This window comes from Massilia eurypsychrophila, assembly GCF_002760655.1.
GTDB lineage: Bacteria > Pseudomonadota > Gammaproteobacteria > Burkholderiales > Burkholderiaceae_D > JAFCUW01.
On the sequence record NZ_PDOC01000029.1, the window covers coordinates 22,183 to 46,059 of the forward strand.

Here is a 23,877-nt window from a genome sequence, read left to right on the forward strand (position 1 = left end):
CAAAAATCACGGAGACAAGCCATGCAATTCCAGCCCTGGGACAACCCGATGGGGACCGACGGATTCGAGTTCGTCGAGTACGCGGCGCCGGATCCGCGCGCGATGGGCGCACTGTTCGAACAGATGGGTTTCACCGCCATCGCGCGCCACCGCCACAAGGACGTCACCCTGTACCGCCAGGGCGAGATCAACTTCCTCATCAACGCCGAGCCGGATTCGTTCGCCCAGCGCTTCGCCCGCCAGCACGGCCCGTCCGTGTGCGCCATCGCCATCCGCGTCGACGACGCCGCCTTTGCCTACCGCCGCGCGCTCGAACTGGGCGCCTGGGGCTTCGACAACAAGAACGGCCCGATGGAGCTCAACATCCCGGCCATCAAGGGGGTCGGCGATTCGCTGCTGTACTTCGTCGACCGCTGGCGCGGCAAGAACGCCGCCAAGGGCGCGCCGGCCGGCTCGATCGGCGACATCAGCATCTACGACGTCGACTTCGTCGCCATCCCGGGCGCGCAGGCCAACCCGGTCGGCAACGGCCTGACCTACATCGACCACCTGACCCACAACGTCCACCGCGGCCGCATGAAGGAATGGGCGACCTTTTACGAGAACCTGTTCAACTTCCGCGAGATCCGCTACTTCGACATCGCCGGCAAGCACACCGGCCTGAAATCGAAGGCGATGACGTCGCCGTGCGGGAAGATCCGCATCCCGATCAACGAGTCCTCCGACGACAAGTCGCAGATCGCCGAATACCTCGACCAGTACCACGGCGAAGGCATCCAGCACATTGCGCTTGGCAGCGACGACATCTACAAATCGATCCAGCGCATGCGCGACACCGGCATCGTCTTCCAGGACACCATCGAGACCTACTACGAGCTGGTCGACCGCCGCCTGCCGCACCACGGCGAAAACCTCGATGAACTCAAGCGCCTGCGCATCCTCGTCGATGGCCACAGCAGCGACACCGAGCGCGAACTGCTGCTGCAGATCTTCACCCAGAACGTGATCGGCCCGATCTTCTTCGAGATCATCCAGCGCAAGGGCGACCAGGGTTTCGGCGAAGGCAATTTCCGTGCGCTGTTCGAGTCGATCGAACTCGATCAGATTAAGCGCGGCGTCCTCCAGGTAAAACCTGAACCGGCGTAAGCATAACGAGTCAAACAGTATAGAAGACGGAGACACCTGATGAATGCACCACTGGACCGATCGCAGCTAGAGCCGCAACCGGCGCACGAGATTTCGCTGAACGACAAATGGACGCTCGAGCGCGGCCGCGCCTTCATGACCGGCACCCAGGCGCTGATCCGCCTGCCGATGATGCAGCGCGAGCGCGACATCAAAGCCGGCCTCAATACCGCCGGCTATATCACCGGCTACCGCGGCTCGCCCGTCACCTCGGTCGACATGACGGCGGTCAAAGCCAAGAAGTACCTCGACGAGCACCACGTCAAGTTCCATCCCGGGATGAACGAGGACCTGGCCGCGACCGCCGTGTGGGGCACGCAGCAGACCAACCTGTTCAAGGACGCCAAGTACCAAGGCGTGTTCTCGATGTGGTACGGCAAAGGGCCCGGCGTTGACCGCTGCGGCGACGTCTTCAAGCACGCCAACAACGCCGGCAGCGCCAAGTTCGGCGGCGTGCTGGTGCTGGCCGGCGACGACCACGCCGCCAAGTCCTCGTCCACCGCGCACCAGTCGGACCACATCCTCAACGCCTGCGGCATCCCGGTGCTGTATCCGGCGTCGGTGCAGGAATACATCGACTACGGCCTGCACGCCTGGGCCATGAGCCGCTACACCGGCCTGTGGGTTTCGATGAAGTGCGTCACCGACATCATCGAGTCCGGCGCCGTGGTCGACTTCGACCCGGACCGCGTCAAGATCGTCGTGCCGACCGACTTCGCGCTGCCCGAAGGCGGCTTGAACATCCGCTGGCCGGACACCATCCTGGACCAGGAAGTCCGGATGAACAACTTCAAGTGGTACGCCGCGCTGGCGTACGCGCGCGCCAATAAGCTCAACAAGATCATCTGGGACAGCCCGAAGCCGAAGATCGGCATCATCACCGCCGGCAAATCCTACCTCGACACGCGCCAGGCGCTGGCCGACCTCGGCATCGACGAGCAGGCCGCCGCCGACATCGGCATTCGCCTCTACAAGATCGGCATGACCTGGCCGCTCGAATCCGAAGGCGTGCACGAATTCGCCAAGGGCCTCGACGAAATCCTGGTGGTCGAAGAGAAGCGCCAGATCCTCGAGTACGCGCTCAAGGAAGAGCTCTACAACCTGCCCGACGGCCAACGTCCGCGCGTGGTCGGCAAGTTCGACGACACCGGCGAATGGTCCAACAAGGACGGCGCCGGCCACGGCGCCTGGCTGCTGCCGGCCACCTACGAATTGAACCCGGCCTTGATCGCGCGCGCGATCGCCAGCCGCATCTCGCACTACTGCGCCGGCCATCCGGTCGAGCAGCGCGTCAAGGAACGCATCGCCTTCCTCGAAGCGAAAGAGCTGGTGCTGAAAAACGTCAGCAGCAAACCGAACCCGGATACCGACCGCACGCCGTACTTCTGCTCCGGCTGCCCGCACAATTCGTCGACCAAGGTGCCGGAAGGCTCGCGCGCGCTGGCTGGCATCGGCTGCCACTACATGGTGCTGTGGATGGACCGCGAAACGTCGACCTTCACCCACATGGGCGCCGAAGGCGTGACCTGGGTCGGCCAGGCGCCGTTCACCAACGAGAAGCACGTCTTCACCAACCTCGGTGACGGCACCTACTTCCACTCGGGGATTTTGGCGATCCGCGCGGCGGTGTCGGCCAAGGTCAACATCACTTACAAAATTCTGTTCAACGACGCCGTCGCCATGACTGGCGGCCAGCAATTCGACGGTCCGCTCGACCCGGGCATGATCAGCCGCCAGATCGCCGCCGAAGGCGTCGGCCCGATCATCGTCGTCACCGACGAACCGGACAAGTACCCGTCCGACTACAAGTGGGCCGAAGGCGTCACCGTGCGCCACCGCAGCGAACTGATGGACGTGCAGCGCGAACTGCGCGAGTGCCCGGGCGTCTCCGCGATGATCTACGACCAGACTTGCGCGTCCGAGAAGCGCCGCCGCCGCAAGCGCAACGAGTACCCGGATCCGGCCAAGCGCGCCGTCATCAACGAAGCCGTCTGCGAAGGCTGCGGCGACTGCTCGGTGCAATCGAACTGCCTGTCGGTCGAGCCGCTCGAGACCGAACTCGGTCGCAAGCGCCAGATCAACCAGTCGTCCTGCAACAAGGACTTCTCGTGCGTCACCGGCTTTTGCCCGAGCTTCGTCACGGTCGAAGGCGGCGCGCTGAAAAAGCCGAAGAAGGCTGCCGCCGGCGATGCCGCGCCACCGATGCTGCCGGCGCCAAGCCTGCCGTCGACCGCGCAGCCGTACGGCATCCTGATCACCGGTATCGGCGGCACCGGTGTCGTCACCGTCGGCCAGATTCTGGCGATGGCGGCGCACGTCGAAGGCAAGGGCGCCATCGTGCTCGACATGAGCGGACTGGCCCAGAAGGGCGGCCCGGTGATGTCGCACGTGCGCCTGGCCGACAACCAGGCCGACCTGCACTCGACGCGCGTGGGCACCGGCAGCGCCGACCTGGTGGTCGGTTGCGACCTGATCGTCACCGCCAGCCGCGATGCGCTGTCGCGCATGGGCGAGGGGCGCACCTTCGCCGCCATCAATTCGACCGGTTCGTCGACCGCCGCTTTCGTCAAGAATCCAGACTGGCAGTTCCCGGGCGCGACCTCGCAGTCCGAGATCGTGCGCGCGTGCGGCGAAGGCCGCGTCGATTTCGTCGACGCCGGCAAGATCGCCACCGCGCTGATGGGCGACGCCATTGCCACCAACATGTTCATGCTCGGTTTCGCGTGGCAGAAGGGCCATGTGCCGCTGGCTGAAACGTCGATCATGAAGGCGATCGAACTCAATGGCGTGTCGGTCCAGTTCAACAAGACCGCGTTCACGTGGGGCCGCACCGCCGCGCACGACCTGCCCTCGCTGGTGAAGATGACGACGCCGGCCAAGGTCATCGAATTCAAGCGCACGCAAACGCTCGACGACGTCGTCAAGCGCCGCGTCGAACTGCTGACCGCGTACCAGGATACCGCCTACGCGCAGCAGTACCTCGCTTTCGTCGACCAGGTGCGCGCTGCCGAAGCGAAGCTGGGCAAGGGCACGCGTTTGGCCGAAGCGGTCGCGCGCTACTTCTACAAGCTGATGGCATACAAGGACGAGTACGAAGTCGCGCGCCTGTACACCGACGGCGCCTTCAAGGAGAAGATCGCCGCCATGTTCGAAGGCGACATCAAGCTCAAGTTCCATCTGGCGCCGCCGCTGCTGGCCAAGCACAACAAGGAAGGCCACCTGATCAAGCAGGAGTTCGGCCCGTGGATGATGAAGGCGTTCGGCCTGCTCGCCAAGCTGAAGGGCTTGCGCGGCGGCGCGCTCGACGTCTTCGGCTACACGGCCGAGCGGCGCATGGAGCGCGCGCTGATCGGCGAGTACCGCCAGACCGTTGGCGCGCTGCTGGCGAAACTCACCGCCGACAACCTGTTGTCGGCGGTGGCCATTGCCAGCATCCCTGAAGACATCCGCGGCTATGGCCACGTGAAGGAGCGCCACCTGCGCGCCGCCAAGGCGAAGGAAGCGGCGCTGCTGGCCGCGTTCGATGCGCCGGTTGGCGGCGCGAGCCACGCCGCCTGATAGCAGCGCGGTGACGGCAAACTGGATGGCCTCCGCAAGGACGCCATCCAGTTTTTTTGCGCGGTAAGTTCTACCCCCCCCCCCGGGGTCAGTGCCGGCAATCGCACACGGCCTCATCTATACCTCATGTTTTCTGGCCGGATTTCGCGCCATACGCATGAGCTCGTGTACGATTGCCGGCACTGACCCCGGCGGTGGTGGTCGGACTCCGACGGTGGTCGAGCCCGACGGTGGTCCGTGACATTCGGACATTTGGCTGTGTGAATGTCCGAATGTCAGACCTGACACCAGCGTTTCGGAGTCAGAGCAGCCGCAGCATCGCCGCGCGCAGCACCGTCGCCGTCTTGTTCGACGTGCCCAGCTTCGCCATCGCGTTGTTGACGTGGAAGTTCACCGTGCGCTCGGCAACGTTGAGGATGTCGCCGATTTCGCCGGACGTCTTGCCGTCCGCGGTCCAGCGCAATACTTCGCGCTCGCGCTCCGTCAGGTCCACCTGCGGCGCCGCGTTCGGCCGTGAATCGACCAGCTGCGCCAGCACCTCGTGCGCCGCCTGCGCCAGCCACGTCATCCGGATCACGTTGCCGCGCAGTTCTCCGGCGCTGATCGGCCCGCCCCCCCTGGCCAGCGTGAACAGTCCTGCGACCCCTTTCTTGTCGTGGGTCGGTTGCGCCCAGCCGACGTGCAGCTTGTGATCGCGCGCGTCGTCCCACATGGCCGGCGCCGTTGCAAACACCGAGTCCGACCAGATCACCGGCTTGCTCGACGTCCTGGCGTGCGCGACGGTGGGGTCCACGCGCAGGTAGTCGCCGTCGACATAGCGCTGGCGCCAGGCGGCCGAGTAGTTGTTCATCATGAACATCTGCGGCTTCGTAAACGGCAGCGGAAACAGCAAGCCCAGCGCGCAGTACTCAAACCCGACGTCGAGCGCGGCGTTCTTCAAGACATCGAGAAATTCCGCTTGCGTTTTCGCCGCGGCGAACGACGCTGAGGTGGACTCCTGCCAATCGACGATCTGGTGATGCAACATTTGCGCTCCGTTATTGCTGTCAACTGCCGCCGGCTGTCATTTCTAGCAGTGTGCATACACTAACAGATGCCATACACTGCGGCAACATCTCGGGCCGCCATCGGGCCCGAATTCCTCATTTACCTGTTGGAGTTTTCCCATGCGCCCGATTGTTTTGATTGCCGCCCTGTTCATCTCGACGTCAGCGCATGCCGACACCTACTTCCAGTTCGACCTGAATGTTGGCCCCTACTCGGTCGGCCTGCGCGTGCTGCAACAATATGATCATTCGCGCGTATACCGCACCCGTTTTGACGTGCTGACCGGACGCGCCAACAGTGGCGAACGCGCCAGGCCGGTTCAGGCGCTGGTCTGGTACCCGGCGCGCCAGGGCGGCAAGGCAGTGACCTATCTCGACTATGTCCGGACGATGGCGACCGAAGAAGATCTGGCGATCACGCCGCAGGAAATCGAGCTGCGCACCAGCGCCTGGATCGAGGCGCGCTCGAAGCGAATGGACAAGGAGGTGCTGCAGCGCGAGTTGCGCCAGGTGATGTGGGCCACCCGCGATGCCAAGCCGGCGGCGGGCAAGTTTCCGGTGGTGGTGTACGCACCGAGCCGCAGCGCGCCGGCCCATGAGAACGTGGAAATGTGCGAGTTCCTGGCAAGCCAGGGTTATGTCGTCATCTCCAGCGCCGACATGGGTACCCGCACCCGCGCGATGAACACCGACCGCGAGGGGCTCGAAACCGGCGCCGCCGATGTCCGCTTCCTGATTTCGACGGCGCACACGCTGCCGCAGGCCGATACCAGCCGCATCGGCGTGGTCGGTTTCAGCTGGGGTGGCCTCATCAATGTCGCCGCCGCCGCCAGCGATGACCGCATCGGCGCCGTGGTGAGCCTGGACGGCTCGGTGCGCTCATATCCGAAATTCATCGATGGCGGCGCCGAGGCGCTGGCCTACGTGACGCCGGCGCGGGTTGCGGTGCCGTTCCTGTTCATCGGCGCGCGGCCGAAGTCGGTCGAGCAGCTGGCCAGTTCGCCCGACATGAGCCTCGCATACAGCTTCATCAACAGCATGAAGTATTCGGACGTCTACGTGGCGTCGATGCAGCCGATGATCCACCGCGATTTTTCGTCCTGGAGCCAACGCTTGTCGGCGCCCGATCCAGCGCAGCCATACACGCGGCGGGAGGCGCTGACCGCCTACGAATGGACCGTGCGCTACGTCCATCAGTTCCTCGACGCCTATCTGAAGGAGAACGCGCCGGCGCGCGCGTTCCTGCAAAAGCCGGCCAGCGCCAATGGCGCGCCGCGCAACCTGATGACGATCGAGCAGCGACCCGCGACAGGCAAGGCGCCGCGCTTCGAGATGCTTGCGCTGGAGCTGAACCAGCAGGGCTACCAGCATGCGCTGCCGCTGTACCGCAAGATGAAGCAGCAGGATCCGAAGTTCGAAGTGAGCGAGCGTGGCATGGACGACTGGGGCGGCGCGCTGGTGCGGGCCGGCCGGCGCAACGAAGCGGTCGAGATCTTCAAGCTAGGCGTGGCGATTTACCCGGACAGCGCGGCGCTGTTCGACAGCCTGGGCGACGCCAGCGAGTCTGGCGGCGACAAGCAGCGCGCGCTTGAATACTACCGCCGTGCGTTTGAACTGGAACCGGACAATGCCACGGTGGCGCGCCATGTCAAACGGCTCGAAGCCGCGCAATAAGGATCGGCGAACCGGATGGCTTGCGCGCGGACGCCATCCGGTCGTGCTAGCCAATCAGTGCTGCATCGGCGCGCCTCGTGCTACGCCCGCCTCTCGCATCGGCCTGTAAGCAGCCTCGGCCGCTGCGGTGTGGTTGTATTGCTGCAGCCGCGCCACTTTGCCATCGCGGACGGTGAAGATGTGCGTCCACGGACTGTCGTATGTCAGCCCGGTCGACTTAACGTGCCAGCTTGAAATGCCGGTGGCGACCACTTTATCGCCTTCGGCAATGAAGTCCTGCGGCTCGAACTTGATGACGTCCTGCGCCTGCTCGAGCTTGCTAAAAAACTGCGCTACCTGATCCTTGCCGTGAAAGCTGCCGGCGAACGGTATGTCGTCGGAATCGTTGGCGATCCACTCGATATCGTCGCGGAAGAGGTTGAGCAGGCCCTTGACATTCTTGTCCTTATACAGCTGGTAGCACTGCATGATCAGCTGTTTGTTTTGTTGGGTGTTCATGACTATCTCCTTGAAACGCAACGAACTGCCTCGGGGTAAGACTGCGGCGAAGGACAGTGCGTTGCATGCTTCATATTAGGTGCAACGGCGCGTTTTTCAATGGTGTGGAGGAACTCTCAAGAACTTCGAGAACCGGGGGCTGACCCAGGGTCTGACCCTGGGTCAGCCCCCGGTTGTAGAACTGCCGATGCGCAGGGGAGTAGCGACATGCGCCCTGGCATGAGGACTCGCCCAAAACTTGTAGCACCTGGGTCTGACACCGATTCTAGAACTTGGGGTGGCGGGGGGGCAGGCTCACGGCTCAGCCGGCGAGAATGACCTTGAACAGCATCACCATGCCGACGATCGAGACAGTCCACACCAGCGTGCGCACGACCGGCACGCCGGCGGCGTACAGCGGCAGATACAGCACGCGCGCGGCGAGGAACAGCTGGCAGCCGAGCACGGTTTGTTCGCTGTGGTGCCCGGCGACGTGGGCGATCAGCACGGCGGCGGCGAACAGCGGCAAGGTCTCGAACAGGTTTGCCTGGGCCCGCTGAAGGCGCGCCGTGACCTTGCCGACGGGCGGCCCGTCGCCGTCGCGCGCGCTGACGTTGCGCCACAGGCCGGTCTCGATCGTGCGAAACGTCCCCGCCAGGGCGATATGCACCATTGCCAGCACCAGCGTCCAGCCGAGGATGGTCAGTTCGATTGTCATTGTGTTCCTTGTTGTCGGGTTATTGATCAAGCGTGAGGATAGCAAATCGACGCACACAATCCCGACTATAATTTCCGGTCGCCAAGCCCACCAGGCCTGGCCTTCCATCCTTTTTCGCCGGAGTCTTACCGATGATTCGTTCTGCGCTGCTGCTCGCCCTGTTCGCCGCCGTTCCGCTGTCCCACGCCGCACCCGACCTCACCACCGTCTCGGAGCGTTCCGGTTTCACCAGCACCGGCCGCTACGACGAAGTGATCAAGCTGTGCGCGGCGTTCCAGCAGGCGTATCCGAAGCAGGTGCGCTGCATCGACTTCGGCGTCACGCCGGAAGGGCGGCCGATGAAGGCGCTGGTGGTCACCCGCACCGGCGCCATGACGGCGCAGGCGGCCCAGCGGCGCGGCCTGCCGGTGGTGCTGATCCAGGGCGGCATCCACGCCGGCGAGATCGACGGCAAGGACGCCGGCTTCCTGGCGCTGCGCGAAGTGCTGGAGAACCGCGCCGCGCCGGGTGCGCTCGACAAGCAGGTGCTGCTGTTCGTCCCGGTGTTCAACGCCGACGGCCACGAGCGCTTCACGCCGAACAACCGCCCCAATCAGCGCGGCCCGGTGGCGATGGGCTGGCGCACCACCGCGCAGAACTTCAACCTGAACCGCGATTATGTCAAGGCCGACGCCCCCGAGATGCAGGCCATGCTGGCGCTGGTGAACGCGTGGGATCCGCTGGCCTACGTCGACCTGCACGTGACCAACGGCGCCAAGTTCGAGCACGACATATCGATCCAGGTCGAGCCGGTGTATTCGGGCGACAGCCAGTTCCGCCAGGTCGGCCTGGCGCTGCGCACCAACGTCATCGACGACATCACCAAACAGGGCTCGATGCCGCAGGCCTACTACATGTCGTTCGCCGACACCGACAACCCGCAGTCCGGCTTTGTCGACGGCGTGTCCGACCCGCGTTTTTCGACCGGCTACTTCCAGCTGCGTAACCGCCTGGCGGTGCTGGTCGAGACCCATGCGTGGAAGGATTACCCGACCCGCGTGCGCATCACCCGCAACACGGTGGTGTCGGTGCTGGCGCAGGTGGCCGCCAACGGCGCCCAGTGGCGCAAGGCCGCGCTCGACGCCGATGCGCGCGCCATGCAGATCGCCGGCGCGCCGGTGCCGCTGACCTGGAAGACGACCGACAAGGTCCGCATGGTCGACTTCAAGGGTTATGCATACACGCGCACGCCGTCCGACGTGTCGGGCATCCTGATGACGCGCTACGACGAAACCCGCCCGCAGCTGTGGACCGTGCCGCTGCGCGACGAAGTGCTGCCGGACCTGGTCGTCAACGCGCCCGGCGCCGGCTACATCGTGCCTGCCGCGTTCGCGAAGATGGTGGCGGCCAAGCTGCAGCAGCACGCGGTCACTTTTCGCACCATCGGCGCCAGCGACGGCAAGGCCGACGTCGAGACCTTCCGTGCCGATAAGACGACCTTTACGCCCGGCTCGTTCGAATCGCGCCAGCGCCTGACGGTGCTGGGCGCCTGGCGCGCCGAGCCGCGCACGCTGGCCACGGGCGACCTGTTCGTGCCGGTGGCGCAGCCGAAGGCGCGGCTGGTGATGGCGATGCTCGAGCCGCAGGCGCCCGATTCGCTGCTGGCTTGGGGCGCGTTCAACAACGCCTTCGAGCGCAAGGAGTACATGGAGGAGTACGTCGCCGAGGACGTGGCGCGCGAACAGATGGCGGCCGATCCGGCGCTGGCGGCGCAGTTCCGCCAACAGGTCGACAGCGATCCGGCGTTCGCCAACAACGCCCGCGCGCGCCTGGAGTTCTTCGCCCGCCGCCACGCCTCGTGGGACGAGCGCTACAACCTGTATCCGGTCATGCGCACCAACGTCGCGCCGCGCTGACGCGTTGCACCGTGCCGGTCCACTGTCCGGGCCGTTCCGGTGCGTTTTTCGGCCCAAAAAGCGCTATTTGTTGTACATACGTGACAATATACATACAAGGCATGCAACAACATACGTATAAATTGACAGTTGCCTCGCGGCTATGGTTTTATCGTTAACTTCTTTCCCAAGCGGGAAGAAACATAAAAATTGCCTTTGTAGCAAGTGATCCTTGCGGCAAATGTAAAACCATAATAATTTCCAGGGGCTATCAAATGATTCAAGAAAAGGTGTTGTCGCGATCGATGCGACTGATGTTTTCCGGCAGTGTGCTGGTTGGCATGGCGGTCGTCGCCCAGCCGCTGTATGCACAGGAAAAAATGGAAGTTGTGCAAGTGACCGGTACCCGGATCACCACGCCAGGCACCGTTTCCAACAGTCCAATCTCATCGATTACTGCGGAAGAAATCAAGACCTCGCAGCCGATCGCGGTGGAAGAATTCTTCAAAGGTTTGCCGGCAGCAGTGCCTGCGATCGGTCCGGGCACCAACAACGGCACCGGCGGCGGCGCCACCATCGACTTGCGCGGCCTCGGCACCAACCGCACGCTGGTCCTGATCAATGGCCGCCGGCTGGTCCCGTTCAACCTCGGCGGCACCGTCGACACCAACTCGATTCCTATCGCCCTGCTCAGCCGCGTTGACCTGGTCACCGGCGGCGCGTCCGTCGTGTACGGCGCCGACGCTGTCTCCGGCGTGGTCAACTTCAACCTCAAGCGCAACTTCACTGGCGTCGACCTGACGACCTCGTACGGCGCCACCATGGACGAGCGCGACACCAAGCGCCGCCGCACCGACCTGACCATCGGCGCCAACCTGGCCGACAACCGCGGCAACGTGGTGCTGAGCGTCGGCAAGACCGTCGCCGATCCGCTGACCCAGGGTGAGCGTCCGTTCGGCGTCACCAGCCTCAGTTCGACCAACGGCGCACCGAGCGGTTCGGGCACCACCGTGCCATCGGCCTTCTCGACCAGCAAAGGCACCGGCGGCACCGATACGCTGGCCGGCGCCTGGCAGATCAACCCTACCACCGGCGCGCTGATCCAGCCGGTGGAGGCGTTCAACTTCAATCCGGTCAACTATTACGTGACCGGCCTCGAGCGCACCCAGGCCACCGCGCTGGGTAACTTCAAGATCAACAACCACGCCGAGGCATACGCCGAGCTGTTCTACACCAACAGCAAGGTCGCTTCCACGCTGGCCTCGACCGGTACCTTTGGCAATACCTTCAACGTGCCTATCGGGAATCCGTACATTCCTGCTGCCGCCCGTCAGCAATTGTGCGAGCGCCGTGGCATTCCGGCCGCCAGCTGCGTCGAAGGCAATGCGACCATGGTGCCGTTGCTGGTCAACCGCCGCATCACCGAGCTGGGACCGCGCTTCAACGACTTCGACAACAAGACGCTGCAGTTTACGCTCGGCCTGAAGGGCGAGATCGCGTACGACTGGACCTACGACGCTTACTGGAGCCGCGGCAACGCGGACCAGGTACAGGTGCGCCGCAACTGGGGTTCGCTGGCAAAAGTCGGCCAGGCGCTCAACGCGCTCAACCGCACCACCTGCGTCAACACCGCCAACGGCTGCGTGCCGCTCAACGTGTTCGGCGCCGAAGGCTCGATCACGCCCGCGCAGGCAGGATTCATCAACCAGAGCGCACTGTTGCTGCAATCGGTCCAGCAGGATGTCGCCGCCGTGTCGGTCTCGGGCGACCTCGGCGAAAAACTGGTCAGCCCGTTCGCCGGCACGCCGATCAACATGGCGCTGACGATGGAGCAGCGCAAGGTAGCGGCCAACACGAAATCGGACGGCGCCTCGCAGATCCAGGGCGAAGTGCTGGGCACCGGCGCGCCGACCCCGGACCGTACCGGCCAGTTCAACCTGAAGGAATACGCCGTTGAGATGGCAGTGCCGCTGGTGGCGGACAAACCGTTCATCAAGGCGCTGAACCTCGAACTGGGCTATCGCCAGACCGAGTTTTCCACCGCCGGCAATTCACGGGACTACGGCAGCTGGAAGGTTGGCGGCGAATGGGCGCCAATCCAGTCGCTGCGTTTGCGCGGCATGGTGCAGAAGGCAACCCGCGCGCCGAACGTGAACGAACTGTTCGCGCCGGTGGTGACGGGCCTGTCGAACCTGGCGATCGATCCTTGCCAGGGCAATCGGGTCAGCCAGGGCGCCGCCACCACGGCCGGCACCCTGTCGAACCTGTGCCGCCTGACCGGCGTGCCGCAAGGCGAGATCGGCAGCCTGCCGGCACCGTCGGCTGGCCAGATCAACAACCAGAGCGGCGGCAACCCGGCGCTGGGACCTGAGGAAGCGAAGACGAAAACCATCGGCTTTGTGTGGGAACCAATGCCGAAGCTGGCACTGACGGTCGACTACTACAAGATCGACATCGAGAAGGCAGTCTCGAGCCCGACCACCACCGACGTCCTCGACGGTTGCTACAGCACCGCGTTCAACCCGAGCCTGACGCTCAACGCGGCGTGCGGCCTGATCGGACGTAATACGATCAACGGCACCTTCAACGGCAACGAGTCGAAGGGCGTGCAGACCGCGTCGTCGAACCTCGGTACGCAAAACACCAGCGGCATCGACGTCAACATCGCCTACCGTATGAACACCACGGCACTGGGGATGGATCCGAAGTGGGGCAGCCTCGACCTGAGCATGGGCATCAACCAGGTGCAGAGCTACAAGTTCCGCCCGACGCCGGCGTCGGTCGATCGTGACTGCCTCGGCTACTACAGCGTGGCCTGCGGCGCGCCGAACTACAAGCGCAAGTTCAACCAGCGTACCAACTGGAACGTGGGCGCCTTCTCGCTCGGCTACAACTGGCGTTATGTCAGCGCTGTGACTGAGGAGCCGGGCGGCACCAATTTCCTGCCGGCGTATTCTGCGATCGACGCGTATCACTATGTCGACATGAGCGGTGCCTGGAAGGTCAACAAGAACCTGCGCGTGACCGTCAGCATCAACAACCTGGCCAACAAGAAACCGCCTATCGTCGGCGGCACCATCGGCAGCACCGGTACCAACAGCGGCAATACGTTCCCGCAGAACTACGATGTGGTCGGCCGTTACATCACGTTCGGCGCTTCGCTGACTTTCTAATAGCAAGCATCAACCAGAAATGGCGGGCTTCGGCCCGCCATTTTTTTATCTTTTGTCCTGGTAACATTATGAGAAAATGAATGATTCTCTCTAGAACATTCAAGGACGCATCGTTTGATCTCCCGGCCAAAACTCGGCAGCTGCATGGCGGTTGCCCTCATCGCTTCCTTTCCCTTTTCAAGCCATGCCGACGACTCCGCCCGCCCGCGCGCGCGGTCGACGCCGCCATCCGCCCGTTGATGGCCCAGCACGACGTGCCAGGCATGGCCGTTGCCGTCACCGTCGATGGCCGCACCACCTTCTTCAACTACGGCGTCGCCTCGCGCGAGACCAGCACGCCGGTCAGCGAGTCGACCTTGTTCGAGCTCGGATCGATCAGCAAGGTGTTCACCGCAACCCTGGCGTCGTATGCACAAGTGCAGGGCAAGCTGGCGCTGGACGACCATCCCGGCAAATACATGCCGCAGCTGAAAGGCCGCCCGATTGACAAGGCGAGCCTGCTCAACCTCGGCACCTACAGCGCCGGCGGCCTGCCGCTGCAGTTCCCCGACGAAGTCAGCGAAGATGGCCAGATGCCCGGCTATTTTCAGCAATGGAAACCAGGCGCCGCGTCTGGCGCGCAACGCCTGTATTCCAACCCCAGCCTCGGCTTGTTCGGCCACCTCACCGCGCTGGCCCTGAAGACAGATTTTGCCGACGCCGTCGAGAACCAGCTGTTCCCTCAACTGGGCCTGAAGCGCAGCTTCGTGCGCGTACCGGACAGCGCGAAGGCCAGCTATGCGTGGGGCTACAACCGCGCCAACAAGCCGGTGCGCGTCAACCCCGGCGTGTTTGCCGCCGAAGCTTACGGCGTCAAGTCGACCTCCGCCGACATGATCCGCTTCGTGCAGGTCAACATGGCGCCCGGCCAGCTGGCCGAGCCGATGCGCCGCGCTGTCGCCGGCACCCACACCGGCTACTTCCAGGTCGGCGAAATGGTGCAGGGCCTCGGCTGGGAACAGTATCCTTATCCAATCGCGCTTGAGCGTCTGTTGGCCGGCAACTCCGTCACGATGATCAACGAAGCCAACACAGCCAGGCAGCTCACGCCGCCCCGCGCCCCAGTCGGGCCGACGCTGTTCAACAAGACCGGTTCCACCGGCGGATTCGGCACCTATGTCGCCTTCGTGCCGGCAAAGAAAATCGGCATCGTGATGCTGGCAAACCGCGGCTATCCGATTCCCGCGCGCGTCACCGCCGCGCATGCCATTTCGGAGCAGCTCGCACCGTGAAATCAGCCAGCTGCACGTTCGTTCCGTTTACCGTCTTTGCAGTTTTCGCCGCTGCTGCCACGGCGCAAGAAGTCACCAATCCTCCCGTGCCGATGCAAGCGGTGCAGATCACCGCCTGGCCCGATCGGCAGCGCCAGGGCGACGCCACCGGCAAGGTCGTCATCAGCCACGCCGACATCGTTCGCTTCGGCGACACCAGCATGTCCGATGTGCTCAAGCGACTGCCCGGGGTCACCGTCGCCGGCGAAGTGCGCATGCGCGGACTTGGCAGTGGCTACACCCAGATCCTGCTCAATGGCGATCCGGTGGCGCCGGGTTTCTCGATCGATTCGATCTCGCCGGAGTTGATCGAGCGGGTCGAGCTGATGCGCTCGCCCACGGTCGAATATGGGACGCAGGCGATCGCTGGCACCATCAACATCGTGCTCAGGAAAGCCACCAGCCGGCGCCAGCGCGAAGCCAAGTTCGGCGTCGTCAGCGACCGCGCCGGCGTCACGCCGAATCTGTCGCTGCGGATGGCTGATCGGCTTGGAGGCTTTTCGTACACCGTCACCGGCGCGGCCAGGCAGGAAAAAGCGTCGGGACCGGGCGACACCGAGCAGGTCACCGGCGCCGGCCCGGACGGCGCGGTCAATCTGCGGCGCGACCTGTACTACCAGTACCGCATCCACAACCGCTTCCTGTCGCTGGCGCCGCGCCTGCAATGGACGCTGGCCGGCGGCGACACAATCAGTTCGCAAACCTTCATCGAGATCAACGACTCGGCGCGGCATGGCAACACCGTGGAAACGACGCTGCTCGGCGCCCCGAGCGACTATCCCGACAACGCTTTCACGTCCGCCGCACGGGTCGAAACTGTGCGCAGCGACCTGGCCTGGAGCCACCGCGGCGCGAACGGCGCCCGCATCGAAGCCAAGGTCGGCATCAACCATACCGGCCGCAAGACGCACTTCGTCTTCATGGGCACTGGCGCCAGCCGTGCGCTGAGCCTCGAGCGGGCGGTCGACTCCGAAGCGCGCGACGACCAGCTGACATCGAGCGGCAAGTACTCGATCCCGTTCTTCGAGGGACACAGCCTGGTAGCCGGCTGGGACAGCGCCTACACCGAGCGCGGCGAGTACCGCCTGCAGCATGACCGCGATGGCGCCGGCGCGCCACGCGGCGTCGACCTCGACGAAAGCTACGACGCCAAGGTCAAGCGGCTGGCCTTCTTCGTGCAGGACGAGTGGGACATCACGGCGCGCTGGCAGATGTACCTGGGCCTGCGCTGGGAAGGCCTGTTCACCGATAGCCTCAGCAACGTCGTAGCGCCAGTGCACAACCGCTCCGGCGTATGGAGTCCGGTGCTGCAGACAGTGTGGAAGCTGCCCGGCACCGCGAAAGACCAGCTGCGCCTTGGCGTCAGCCGCACCTACAAGGCGCCCACCACGCCCAGCCTGATCCCGCGCCGCTACACCGCCAACAACGACAACGGTCCCACCAATCCCGACCGCCAGGGCAATCCGCAGCTGCGGCCCGAACTGGCGTGGGGACTCGACGCCGCTTACGAACATTACTTCAGCAAGTCCGGCATGATCAGCGCGAGCGCCTTCGTGCGACGCATCGACGACGTCACGGTCGAGCGCCTGTACCAGGAAAGCGGCGTGTGGATCGCCAGCCCGGTCAACGACGGCAAGGCATTGGTTCGCGGGATCGAATTCGAAGCGGCGCTGCCGCTGGCGCTGGTGGTGGCGAATGCGCCGGCCATCGACATCAAGATCAACCTCGCGCGCAACTGGTCCTCGCTCGATTCGGTGCCCGGCCCGCACAACCGCCTCGGCGCGCAAACCCCGTTCAGCGCCAACGTCGGACTCGACTACCGGGTGGGCGAGGGGTTCACCGCCGGCGGCAATTTCGGCTTTCGCAGGGCGGGACCGGTGAACCTGTCCGCTTTTCTCAGTAGCTATGCCTGGCCGACGCGCACGCTCGACGTGTATGGCGTGATGAAGCTGTCGGCGGCGACGCAGCTGCGCGCGTCGGCCTTCAACCTGCTGCATCAGGACAGCTGCAACGCGACGCGGTTCGCCAACGAGGACGGCAGCCTGCTGCGCAGCGCGCGCGCCCGCAGCAACCGCGGCATCCGCCTCACCCTCGAACACAAGATCTGATTGAACTAACCGGCTGTCTTTGTGGTCTGACCTAGGTCAGACCCGTACTTCACAAGCTCACCGCCAGTTCAGCACCCTTCCGCCGCGCCAAACAATCGAAAGCACCCGTCATCCTCGCGCAAGCGGGGATTCTTGTGCTTATGGCGCCGCGCCAGTCGCCGGCAGTGACGTCAGCAGCACGGTAGTCACCGCGCCATTCGGCCCAACGATCAACTGGTACATCCGGTCATATTCGTTGTCCGCGATATCGCTGCCCGGCGCGCCACCAAACAAACGCACCAGGTCCGGCACCGTGTTCGAGTGTCCAACCACCAGCACCACGCCGCTTTGCGCCTTCACTTTTTCCACCAGCGCCTTCGGCGCGCCCGGGTCATAAGTCTGAACCGGAAGGCTGCTGCGCTGCGCCAGCGGCTGCGCCGTCTGTTGCGTGCGCGCGGTGGTGCTGCTGAAGATGCTGGCAATGCCAACGCGGTGCAGCGTGGTGGCGATGTTCTGCGCGCGCGCCTTGCCTTGCTCGTTCAACTCCGGGTCCTTCCCCGCCGGCGCTTTCTCGCCGTGGCGCACCACGTAGATCATGCTCGGTTCGGCCAGCGCGGAGCAGGGCGCCAGCACCGCCAGCGCAACGAAAACAGCGGAGAGAAATCGCAGGTGCATGGCTGCCCTCATGGTGGTGGTAACGACGTTGAACGCGGGCGCACGACAAGTTTTGGGTAACCCGAACCGGCGTCCAGCTCGCGTGTGAATTCGTGGTCGGGCAGCAGCGCCAGCAAAATCTCGGCGGTGGTGCGGACGATGCAGCCGGGGGCGACATGGCCGCCGACCACGCGACCCTGCGCATCGGCGAGCGACATGTGAAGGTGGGCGCCGTCCAGTGCCAGCGAGCCGGCCAGCGTGAGGATCGCGAGGTCGCCGCCAATCTCGGTCGGCTGCGCGGCGCCGGCCAGGCGCAGTTGCGCCACGCTCAGGCTGCCGATGCCCTGCAGGACGAAGGCGGCGCTCACCCTGTGCCACGCCAGCACCGCCTCGAGCGACAGGCGCAGGTCGTCACCGGGATTGAGGCGCAGCGGCAGCGGTTGCATGGCCGGCCTCAGTCGGCCGCTGGCTGGATCGAAAACACGCCAGGCGCCGGCGTCGAACACGGCTCGTCGTCGAACGCGATGTCGCCGAGTGGGCTGGCCACGCCATCGGCCTTCAGGTCCTTGAAGCCGAACATGGCCGGATCCATCAGGTGCGACGGCACCACTGTCGACAGCGACGAGAAGATGCTCTCGACGCGGCCCGGATACTTCTTCTCCCATTCGCGCATCAGGCCCTTGATCTGCTTGCGCTGCAAATTCTCCTGCGAGCCGCACAGGTCGCACGGGATGATCGGGAACTGCTTGACCTCGGCGTAGCGGGTCGAATCGGCTTCCTTCACATACGCCATCGGCCGGATCACGATGTGCTTGCCGTCGTCGGACTGCAGCTTGGCCGGCATGCCCTTCAGCTTCCCGCCGAAGAACATATTCAGGAAAAACGTCTCGAGGATGTCGTCGCGATGGTGGCCGAGCGCGATCTTGTTGCAGCCCAGTTCATCGGCCACGCGGTACAGGATGCCGCGGCGCAGGCGCGAACACAGCGAGCACGTGGTCTTCCCTTCCGGGATCAGGCGCTTGACGATGCTGTAGGTGTCCTGGTTCTCGATGTGGAAGGCGACGCCCAGCTTGGTCAGATAGGCTGGCAGGATATCGGCCGGGAAGTTCGGCTGTTTCTGGTCGAGGTTTACCGCGATGATGTCGAAGTGGATCGGCGCGCGCTCGCGCAGCGTCATCAGGATGTCGAGCAGCGCGTAGCTGTCCTTGCCGCCGGACAGGCACACCATCACCTTGTCGCCGTCTTCGATCATGTTGAAGTCGCCGATCGCCTGGCCCACCAGGCGGCACAGCCGCTTGTGCAGCTTGTTGTTCTCGTGCGCGGTCTTTTCCATGTCGCGCGTGTTCGGTTCCATCACTGCCGCTGCGCCGTTCATGCTTCTTCCTTGATCTGGAAAACCTCGACGCCGACGCCTTCGCAGTCGGGATAGACGTCCGGCTTCATGGTCGATACGCGCACCGCGCGCACCCGCGGGTGCGCCAGCATCGCGCGGGCGACGTCGTCGCACAGCGTCTCCTGCAGGTGCACGTGGCCCTGGGCCATGCGGCGCGACACCGTCTCGCGCATGAAGTCGTAGTCGACCACTTCCTCGAGCTGGTCGGACTTCGGCGTCGACTGCGCCAGCGGAATGTACAGGTCGACGTTGATCAGCACGCGCTGCTCGCCGCGCTTTTCGAAGTCGTGCACGCCGATGTTGATCATCACTTCGTAATTGCGCAGGAACAGCCGGCGGCAATCGGCCAGCTTTGGGTGGGTCAGTGCGGACAACATGGTTAAGCCTTATTTGGTGAGGAACATCACGTCGCGCGGCAGCGGCATCAGGTGCTGGCCGCCGTCGACGAGTAGGGTGGTGCCGGTAATGGCGCGCGCGCCGGCCAGGTAGCAGACCGCGTCGGCCACGTCTTGCGGCGTGCTCGATCGGCCCAGTGGCGTGGCCTGGTGCGCGCTGGCGAAGCCGGACTCGGTCTGCTCGCCCGAGACCATCGTGATGCCGGGGGCGACGCCGACCACGCGCACCGTCGGCGCCAGCGCCTGGGCCAGCATCGTGGTGGCCGTCTGCAGCGCCGCTTTCGACAGCGTGTACGACAGAAAATCGGGATTCAGGTTGGCCAGCTTCTGGTCGAGCAGGTTGATGACCACTGCCTGGCTGCCGGCCGGCGTGGCCGCGTGCAGCGCCTGCGCCAGCAGGATCGGCGCGCCGACGTTGGCCTGCATGTGCGCGGCCAGCAGCTCGGGCGAAAAATCGGCCGCGCTGTCGTACTCGAACAGCGCGGCGTTGTTGATCACGCAGCCGACCGGGCCGAGCGCCTCGGCGGCGCGCGCCACCAGCGTACGCACCGCGGCGCTGTCGGCCAGGTCGCACTCGAGCAGCACGGCGCGCCGGCCCAGCGCCGTGATGGCGTCGGCCGTCTCCTGCGCCTCGGCGCGCGAATGGCGGAAGTGGACGGCGACGTCCCAGCCGGCCTGCGCCAGCGCGATCGCAATGGCGCGCCCGATGCGCCGGCCGGCGCCGGTGACGAGCGCGGTTTGCTGCCGTCCGCTTGTGGATGAAGTCATGTTGTCGTTTCGATTATGCGCAAAGCTGCATAAATTGTTAGTGTCTGCCGTTGTCGCTACAATGCCGGAATGTCCTTACCTGAACCCGATAGCGACGCGCTGGCCGCGTCCCACGCGCTGCAACAGCTGATCGCCACCGAGATCGCGCAGCACGACGGCAGCATCATGTTTGCCCGTTTCATGGAGCTGGCGCTGTACGCGCCGCGCCTGGGCTACTACAGCGGCGGCGCGGCCAAGCTGGGTCGGGACGGCGATTTTACAACGGCGCCTGAAATCACCCCGCTGTTCGGCGCCGCGCTGGCCCGCGTCACAGCCTCTATTATCGCCCAAAGCGCGCCCAACATCCTCGAATTCGGCGCCGGCACCGGCAAACTGGCGCGCGACGTGCTCACCGCGCTGGCCGCCGACGGCGTTGCCGTCGACAGCTACGCCATCGTCGAACTGTCGGGCGAACTGCGCGCACGCCAGCAGGAGGCGCTGAAGGATTTCCCGCAGGTGCGCTGGCTGGACGGCTTCCCCGATACCTTCAGCGGCGTGGTGCTGGCCAACGAGGTGCTCGACGCGATGCCGGTGGAACTGGTGACGAAGACGCCGGCCGGCTGGCGCCAGGTGATGGTGACGATCGACGACGGCCGCTTCGCCTTTGCCGAGCGCGCCCCGGACGCCGCGCTGGCCGCGCAGATCGGCCGCCAGATCCCGGACGCCGACCTGCTGGAGGTAGGCTACCTGACCGAAGTCCATCCGGTCGCTGGCGCCTTCATGGCGACGCTCGCGCGCATGCTGGCTGGCGGCGGCGGCGCGGCGATCCTGTTCGACTACGGCTTCCCGGCGCACGAATACTATGTCGACGACCGCACCGGCGGCACCTTGATGTGCCACTACCGCCACCACGCCCATGCCGATCCGTTCTACCTGCCAGGCCTGCAGGACGTCACCGCCCACGTCGACTTCACCGCCATGGCGCTGGCCGCGCAGGACGCCGGCGCCGACGTGCTGGCCTACATGAGCCAGGCCGGCTTCCTGCTTGGCGCCGGCATCGGCGAGCTGCTGCTGCGTACCGACCCGCAGGACGCGCTGCGCTACCTGCCGCAGGCGAACGCGGTGCAAAAGCTGGTGTCGCCAAGCGAGATGGGCGAGCTGTTCAAGGTGCTGGTGGTCGGCAAGGGCATCGACCTGCCGGCGCCGATCGCCGCCGCCGACCGCAGTCACCGGCTGTAGGGGTCTTATCGCGGAGGCTTCTGGTATCGCTCAGTATCGCTTATCATGAAGCCATGGCCAAGATTCACACTCATTATGACAACCTGAAAGTGGCGCGCCTGGCGCCGCCGGAAGTCATTCGCGCGGCCTACAAGGCGTTGACCCAGAAGTATCATCCCGACAAGAACCCCGGCGACGAGAAAGCGGCCCGCATCATGGCCATCCTCAACACCGCCTACGGCATCCTGTCCGACCCGGTGCGCCGCAAGGAGCACGACGAGTGGATCGCGGCCGAGGAATGGGAGATCGCCTGGCTCGACAGCACCCGCGCCGACGACGGCCACAAGGCGCGCGACGGCGCCCCGGCGCATGCCTGGGAGCCGCAGCCGGTCGCGGCGCCAACGCCGTATCGGCGCCTGCGCGACGCCAAGTGGTGGCTGGCGCTGGGCGCCAGCTTCGCCGCCGGTTGCGCGGTCGGCCTGCTGGCGGTGGACCAGCCGCGCGTGCTGCCGGCGGCGCTGGCCTCGGTGCTGGGCGCGCCGGCGGTGCCGCGGGTGCAGCCGCAGGTGGTGCCGGAGCCGGCCACCGATCCGGCCATCGACAGCTGGGCGGTCGGCAAGGCGTACCTGCCCGACAATCCGGCCGCGCGCCCGCCCGACATCAAGGCGCTGGCGGTAACCCAGCTGATCGTGCCGGCGCACGCGCCCGAGTGCGACACCGACCTGCAGTCGCTGGTGGCGCCGAACGGCGAGAGCTGGCCGCTCAATTCAGGCTATGTCGACGGCTACCCGGTCGGCAACCAGGGCGAGGAGATGCAGGTGAAAGTCGATAACACGGCCAATCCGTCGGCGGTGTTCGTCAAGCTGTACGACCTCGATCGGCGCGCCAATGTGCGCCACGCGTATGTGCTGGCGCACGCGACGCTGGCGATCGACAAGCTGGCCGCCGGCAAATACGAGGTGCGCTACCAGAACGTCGACCCCGGCGCCGGCAAGGCCGACTGCGCCGCGCGCGCCAGGGCGCCGGCCGCCACCGCCGCTCCGTAGAACCATGCCGAATGGGTTGGCGCCGCCGCACGCCGCGCCGCGACGGCGACCGGCGCAGCGGCCGGCGCGTGCAGTGTAAACACGCCGACCGCCCGGGTCAGCGCCCTGGCTTCTTCCTGCATGCCGTACGCCGCCGCCGCGGCCTGTTCGACCAGCGCGGCATTTTGCGCCGTCATCGCATCCATCTGGGCGATCGCCGTGTGCACATGCTCGATGCCCAAGCGCTGCTCCTGGCTCGCCGCGGTGATCTCGCCCATGATGTCGGCCACCTGCCGCACCGAGGTGACGATCAGCTGCATCGTTTCGCCCGCTTCGTCGACCAGCTTGCCGCCGCCGTCGACCTTGTCGACCGTGTCGCCGATCAGGCCCTTGATCTCGCGCGCCGCCGCCGCGCTGCGCTGCGCCAGGTTGCGCACTTCGCTGGCCACCACCGCGAAGCCGCGTCCTTGCTGGCCGGCGCGCGCCGCCTCCACCGCGGCGTTGAGCGCCAGGATGTTGGTCTGGAAGGCGATCGAGTCGATCACGCCGATGATGTCGACGATCCGGCGCGAGCTCTGTTTGATCGACGCCATGGTGTCGACCACCTGCGGTGACGACGTCGCCGCCGCGCACCGCCACCGTCGACGCCGAAATGGCCAGCTGGTTGGCCTGGCGCGCGTTGTCGGCGTTCTGCTTGACGGTGGAGGTCAGCTGCTCCATCGCACCGGCGGTCTGCTCCAGCGAGCTGGCCTGCAGCTCGGTGCGGCTCGACAGGTCGGCATTGCCGCTGGCGATCTGGCCGCACGCGCCGGCGATGGTGTCGCTCGATGTGCGCACCGCGCCAACGGTGGCCGCCAGCGCCGCGTTCATCTGCCTGAGCGAGGCAAGCAGGGCGCCGGTCTCGCCGTGGCCCTCGTGGCCGACGCTGGCGGTCAGGTCGCCGGCGGCCACCTGGCGCACCACCGCCGCTGCCTGGCCGAGCGGTCCCGATATCGATCGCCCGAGCCAGGCGGCCAGCGCGGTGGCCGCGCAGATCCAGCCGGCGCCGAGCGCGATCATCGGCGTGCGCGCGCCCTGCAGGCCGGCCGCCAGCATGGCCAGCATCAGCAGCGCGAGCAGGGTAAAGGCGGCGGCCAGGCGCGCCGTGATGCTGAGCTTCGCAGGGTTCATCATGAGGTTTCCGGTCAGGTTGCGCGGGTCGATCACCGACGCCGATGATAGCGCGCGGCGCGAACGTCCCTTTGACGCAACCGGCAGTTCGAAGTCACGCACCGCGCCGGCGCATGCAGCACGCATGCAGCATGAAAATGGGGCGCCGAAAGACTGGACGCGCGCGCCGCTTT

The 23,877-nt window shown here is 65.4% G+C and carries 17 protein-coding genes and 1 pseudogene; 9 read left to right on the plus strand and 9 right to left on the minus strand.

The window, feature by feature from the left end; genetic code table 11:
- Nucleotides 1-21 precede the first annotated feature (21 nt).
- Both hppD and CR105_RS24905 read left to right on the plus strand, forming a co-directional pair.
- A complete protein-coding gene (hppD, locus tag CR105_RS24900) occupies nt 22-1,146 on the plus strand; it encodes a 4-hydroxyphenylpyruvate dioxygenase (protein WP_099793292.1) in 1,125 nt (374 codons plus the stop codon).
- 39 nt (nt 1,147-1,185) lie between these two features.
- A complete protein-coding gene (locus CR105_RS24905) occupies nt 1,186-4,743 on the plus strand; it encodes an indolepyruvate ferredoxin oxidoreductase family protein (protein WP_099793294.1) in 3,558 nt (1,185 codons plus the stop codon).
- A gap of 301 nt (nt 4,744-5,044) precedes the next feature.
- Here CR105_RS24905 and CR105_RS24910 read toward each other — a convergent pair whose 3' ends face one another.
- Nucleotides 5,045-5,770, minus strand: coding sequence for an autoinducer binding domain-containing protein (locus CR105_RS24910; RefSeq protein ID WP_099793296.1), 726 nt, complete (start codon nt 5,768-5,770; stop codon nt 5,045-5,047).
- A 139-nt stretch (nt 5,771-5,909) separates the two neighbouring features.
- Here CR105_RS24910 and CR105_RS24915 point away from each other — a divergent pair, with 139 nt between their 5' ends.
- Nucleotides 5,910-7,463 carry a dienelactone hydrolase family protein gene (locus CR105_RS24915; protein WP_099793298.1) on the plus strand — a complete coding sequence of 518 codons (1,554 nt, stop codon included), beginning with the start codon at nt 5,910-5,912 and terminating at the stop codon, nt 7,461-7,463.
- A 54-nt stretch (nt 7,464-7,517) separates the two neighbouring features.
- Here CR105_RS24915 and CR105_RS24920 read toward each other — a convergent pair whose 3' ends face one another.
- Together CR105_RS24920 and CR105_RS24925 are read right to left on the minus strand one after the other, a co-directional pair.
- The gene (locus CR105_RS24920) at nt 7,518-7,961 is read right to left on the minus strand and encodes a nuclear transport factor 2 family protein (RefSeq protein ID WP_099793300.1); all 444 of its coding nucleotides are present in this window, start codon (nt 7,959-7,961) and stop codon (nt 7,518-7,520) included.
- Between the two features lie 301 nt (nt 7,962-8,262).
- Nucleotides 8,263-8,658, minus strand: coding sequence for an MAPEG family protein (locus CR105_RS24925; protein ID WP_099793302.1), 396 nt, complete (start codon nt 8,656-8,658; stop codon nt 8,263-8,265).
- A gap of 131 nt (nt 8,659-8,789) precedes the next feature.
- On the opposite strand from CR105_RS24925, the gene CR105_RS24930 reads away from it, so the two are divergent.
- The 4 genes from CR105_RS24930 (at nt 8,790) to CR105_RS24945 (ending at nt 17,123) form a co-directional block, all read left to right on the plus strand.
- Entirely contained in the window at nt 8,790-10,553 is a 1,764-nt protein-coding gene (locus tag CR105_RS24930; protein WP_099793304.1) for a M14 family metallopeptidase, read from the plus strand.
- 254 nt (nt 10,554-10,807) lie between these two features.
- Entirely contained in the window at nt 10,808-13,705 is a 2,898-nt protein-coding gene (locus CR105_RS24935) for a TonB-dependent receptor domain-containing protein (RefSeq protein WP_218968752.1), read from the plus strand.
- Nucleotides 13,706-13,785: 80 nt separating this feature from the next.
- Nucleotides 13,786-14,976 carry a class C beta-lactamase gene (gene ampC / locus CR105_RS24940; RefSeq protein ID WP_370660706.1) on the plus strand — a complete coding sequence of 397 codons (1,191 nt, stop codon included), beginning with the start codon at nt 13,786-13,788 and terminating at the stop codon, nt 14,974-14,976.
- The gene (locus CR105_RS24945; RefSeq protein WP_099793306.1) at nt 14,973-17,123 is read left to right on the plus strand and encodes a TonB-dependent receptor plug domain-containing protein; all 2,151 of its coding nucleotides are present in this window, start codon (nt 14,973-14,975) and stop codon (nt 17,121-17,123) included. The genes ampC and CR105_RS24945 overlap by 4 nt, the downstream gene beginning before the upstream one ends.
- A 138-nt stretch (nt 17,124-17,261) precedes the next feature.
- Here CR105_RS24945 and CR105_RS24950 read toward each other — a convergent pair whose 3' ends face one another.
- From CR105_RS24950 to CR105_RS24970, 5 genes are read right to left on the minus strand one after another with little or no spacing between them, the layout of a single operon-like run.
- The gene (locus CR105_RS24950) at nt 17,262-17,777 is read right to left on the minus strand and encodes a SixA phosphatase family protein (RefSeq protein WP_099793308.1); all 516 of its coding nucleotides are present in this window, start codon (nt 17,775-17,777) and stop codon (nt 17,262-17,264) included.
- A gap of 8 nt (nt 17,778-17,785) precedes the next feature.
- The gene (locus CR105_RS24955; RefSeq protein WP_099793310.1) at nt 17,786-18,202 is read right to left on the minus strand and encodes a PPC domain-containing DNA-binding protein; all 417 of its coding nucleotides are present in this window, start codon (nt 18,200-18,202) and stop codon (nt 17,786-17,788) included.
- 8 nt (nt 18,203-18,210) lie between these two features.
- Nucleotides 18,211-19,131, minus strand: coding sequence for a tRNA 2-thiocytidine(32) synthetase TtcA (gene ttcA, locus CR105_RS24960; RefSeq protein ID WP_099793312.1), 921 nt, complete (start codon nt 19,129-19,131; stop codon nt 18,211-18,213).
- Nucleotides 19,128-19,526, minus strand: coding sequence for a dihydroneopterin aldolase (locus CR105_RS24965; protein ID WP_099793314.1), 399 nt, complete (start codon nt 19,524-19,526; stop codon nt 19,128-19,130). Before CR105_RS24965 ends, ttcA begins: the two co-directional genes overlap by 4 nt.
- 9 nt (nt 19,527-19,535) lie before the next feature.
- Nucleotides 19,536-20,312 carry an SDR family oxidoreductase gene (locus CR105_RS24970; protein ID WP_099793316.1) on the minus strand — a complete coding sequence of 259 codons (777 nt, stop codon included), beginning with the start codon at nt 20,310-20,312 and terminating at the stop codon, nt 19,536-19,538.
- 69 nt (nt 20,313-20,381) lie between these two features.
- Here CR105_RS24970 and CR105_RS24975 point away from each other — a divergent pair, with 69 nt between their 5' ends.
- Together CR105_RS24975 and CR105_RS24980 are read left to right on the plus strand one after the other, a co-directional pair.
- Nucleotides 20,382-21,530, plus strand: coding sequence for a class I SAM-dependent methyltransferase (locus tag CR105_RS24975; protein ID WP_099793318.1), 1,149 nt, complete (start codon nt 20,382-20,384; stop codon nt 21,528-21,530).
- A 53-nt stretch (nt 21,531-21,583) separates the two neighbouring features.
- Nucleotides 21,584-22,555 (plus strand): J domain-containing protein, encoded by a 972-nt coding sequence (locus tag CR105_RS24980; RefSeq protein ID WP_099793320.1) that lies wholly within the window; start codon nt 21,584-21,586, stop codon nt 22,553-22,555.
- Here the strand turns inward: CR105_RS24980 and CR105_RS28735 are convergent.
- Nucleotides 22,474-23,605 (minus strand): annotated as a pseudogene (locus tag CR105_RS28735) (methyl-accepting chemotaxis protein); the annotation flags it as partial. The gene CR105_RS24980 and the pseudogene CR105_RS28735 overlap by 82 nt on opposite strands.
- Nucleotides 23,606-23,877: the final 272 nt, after the last annotated feature.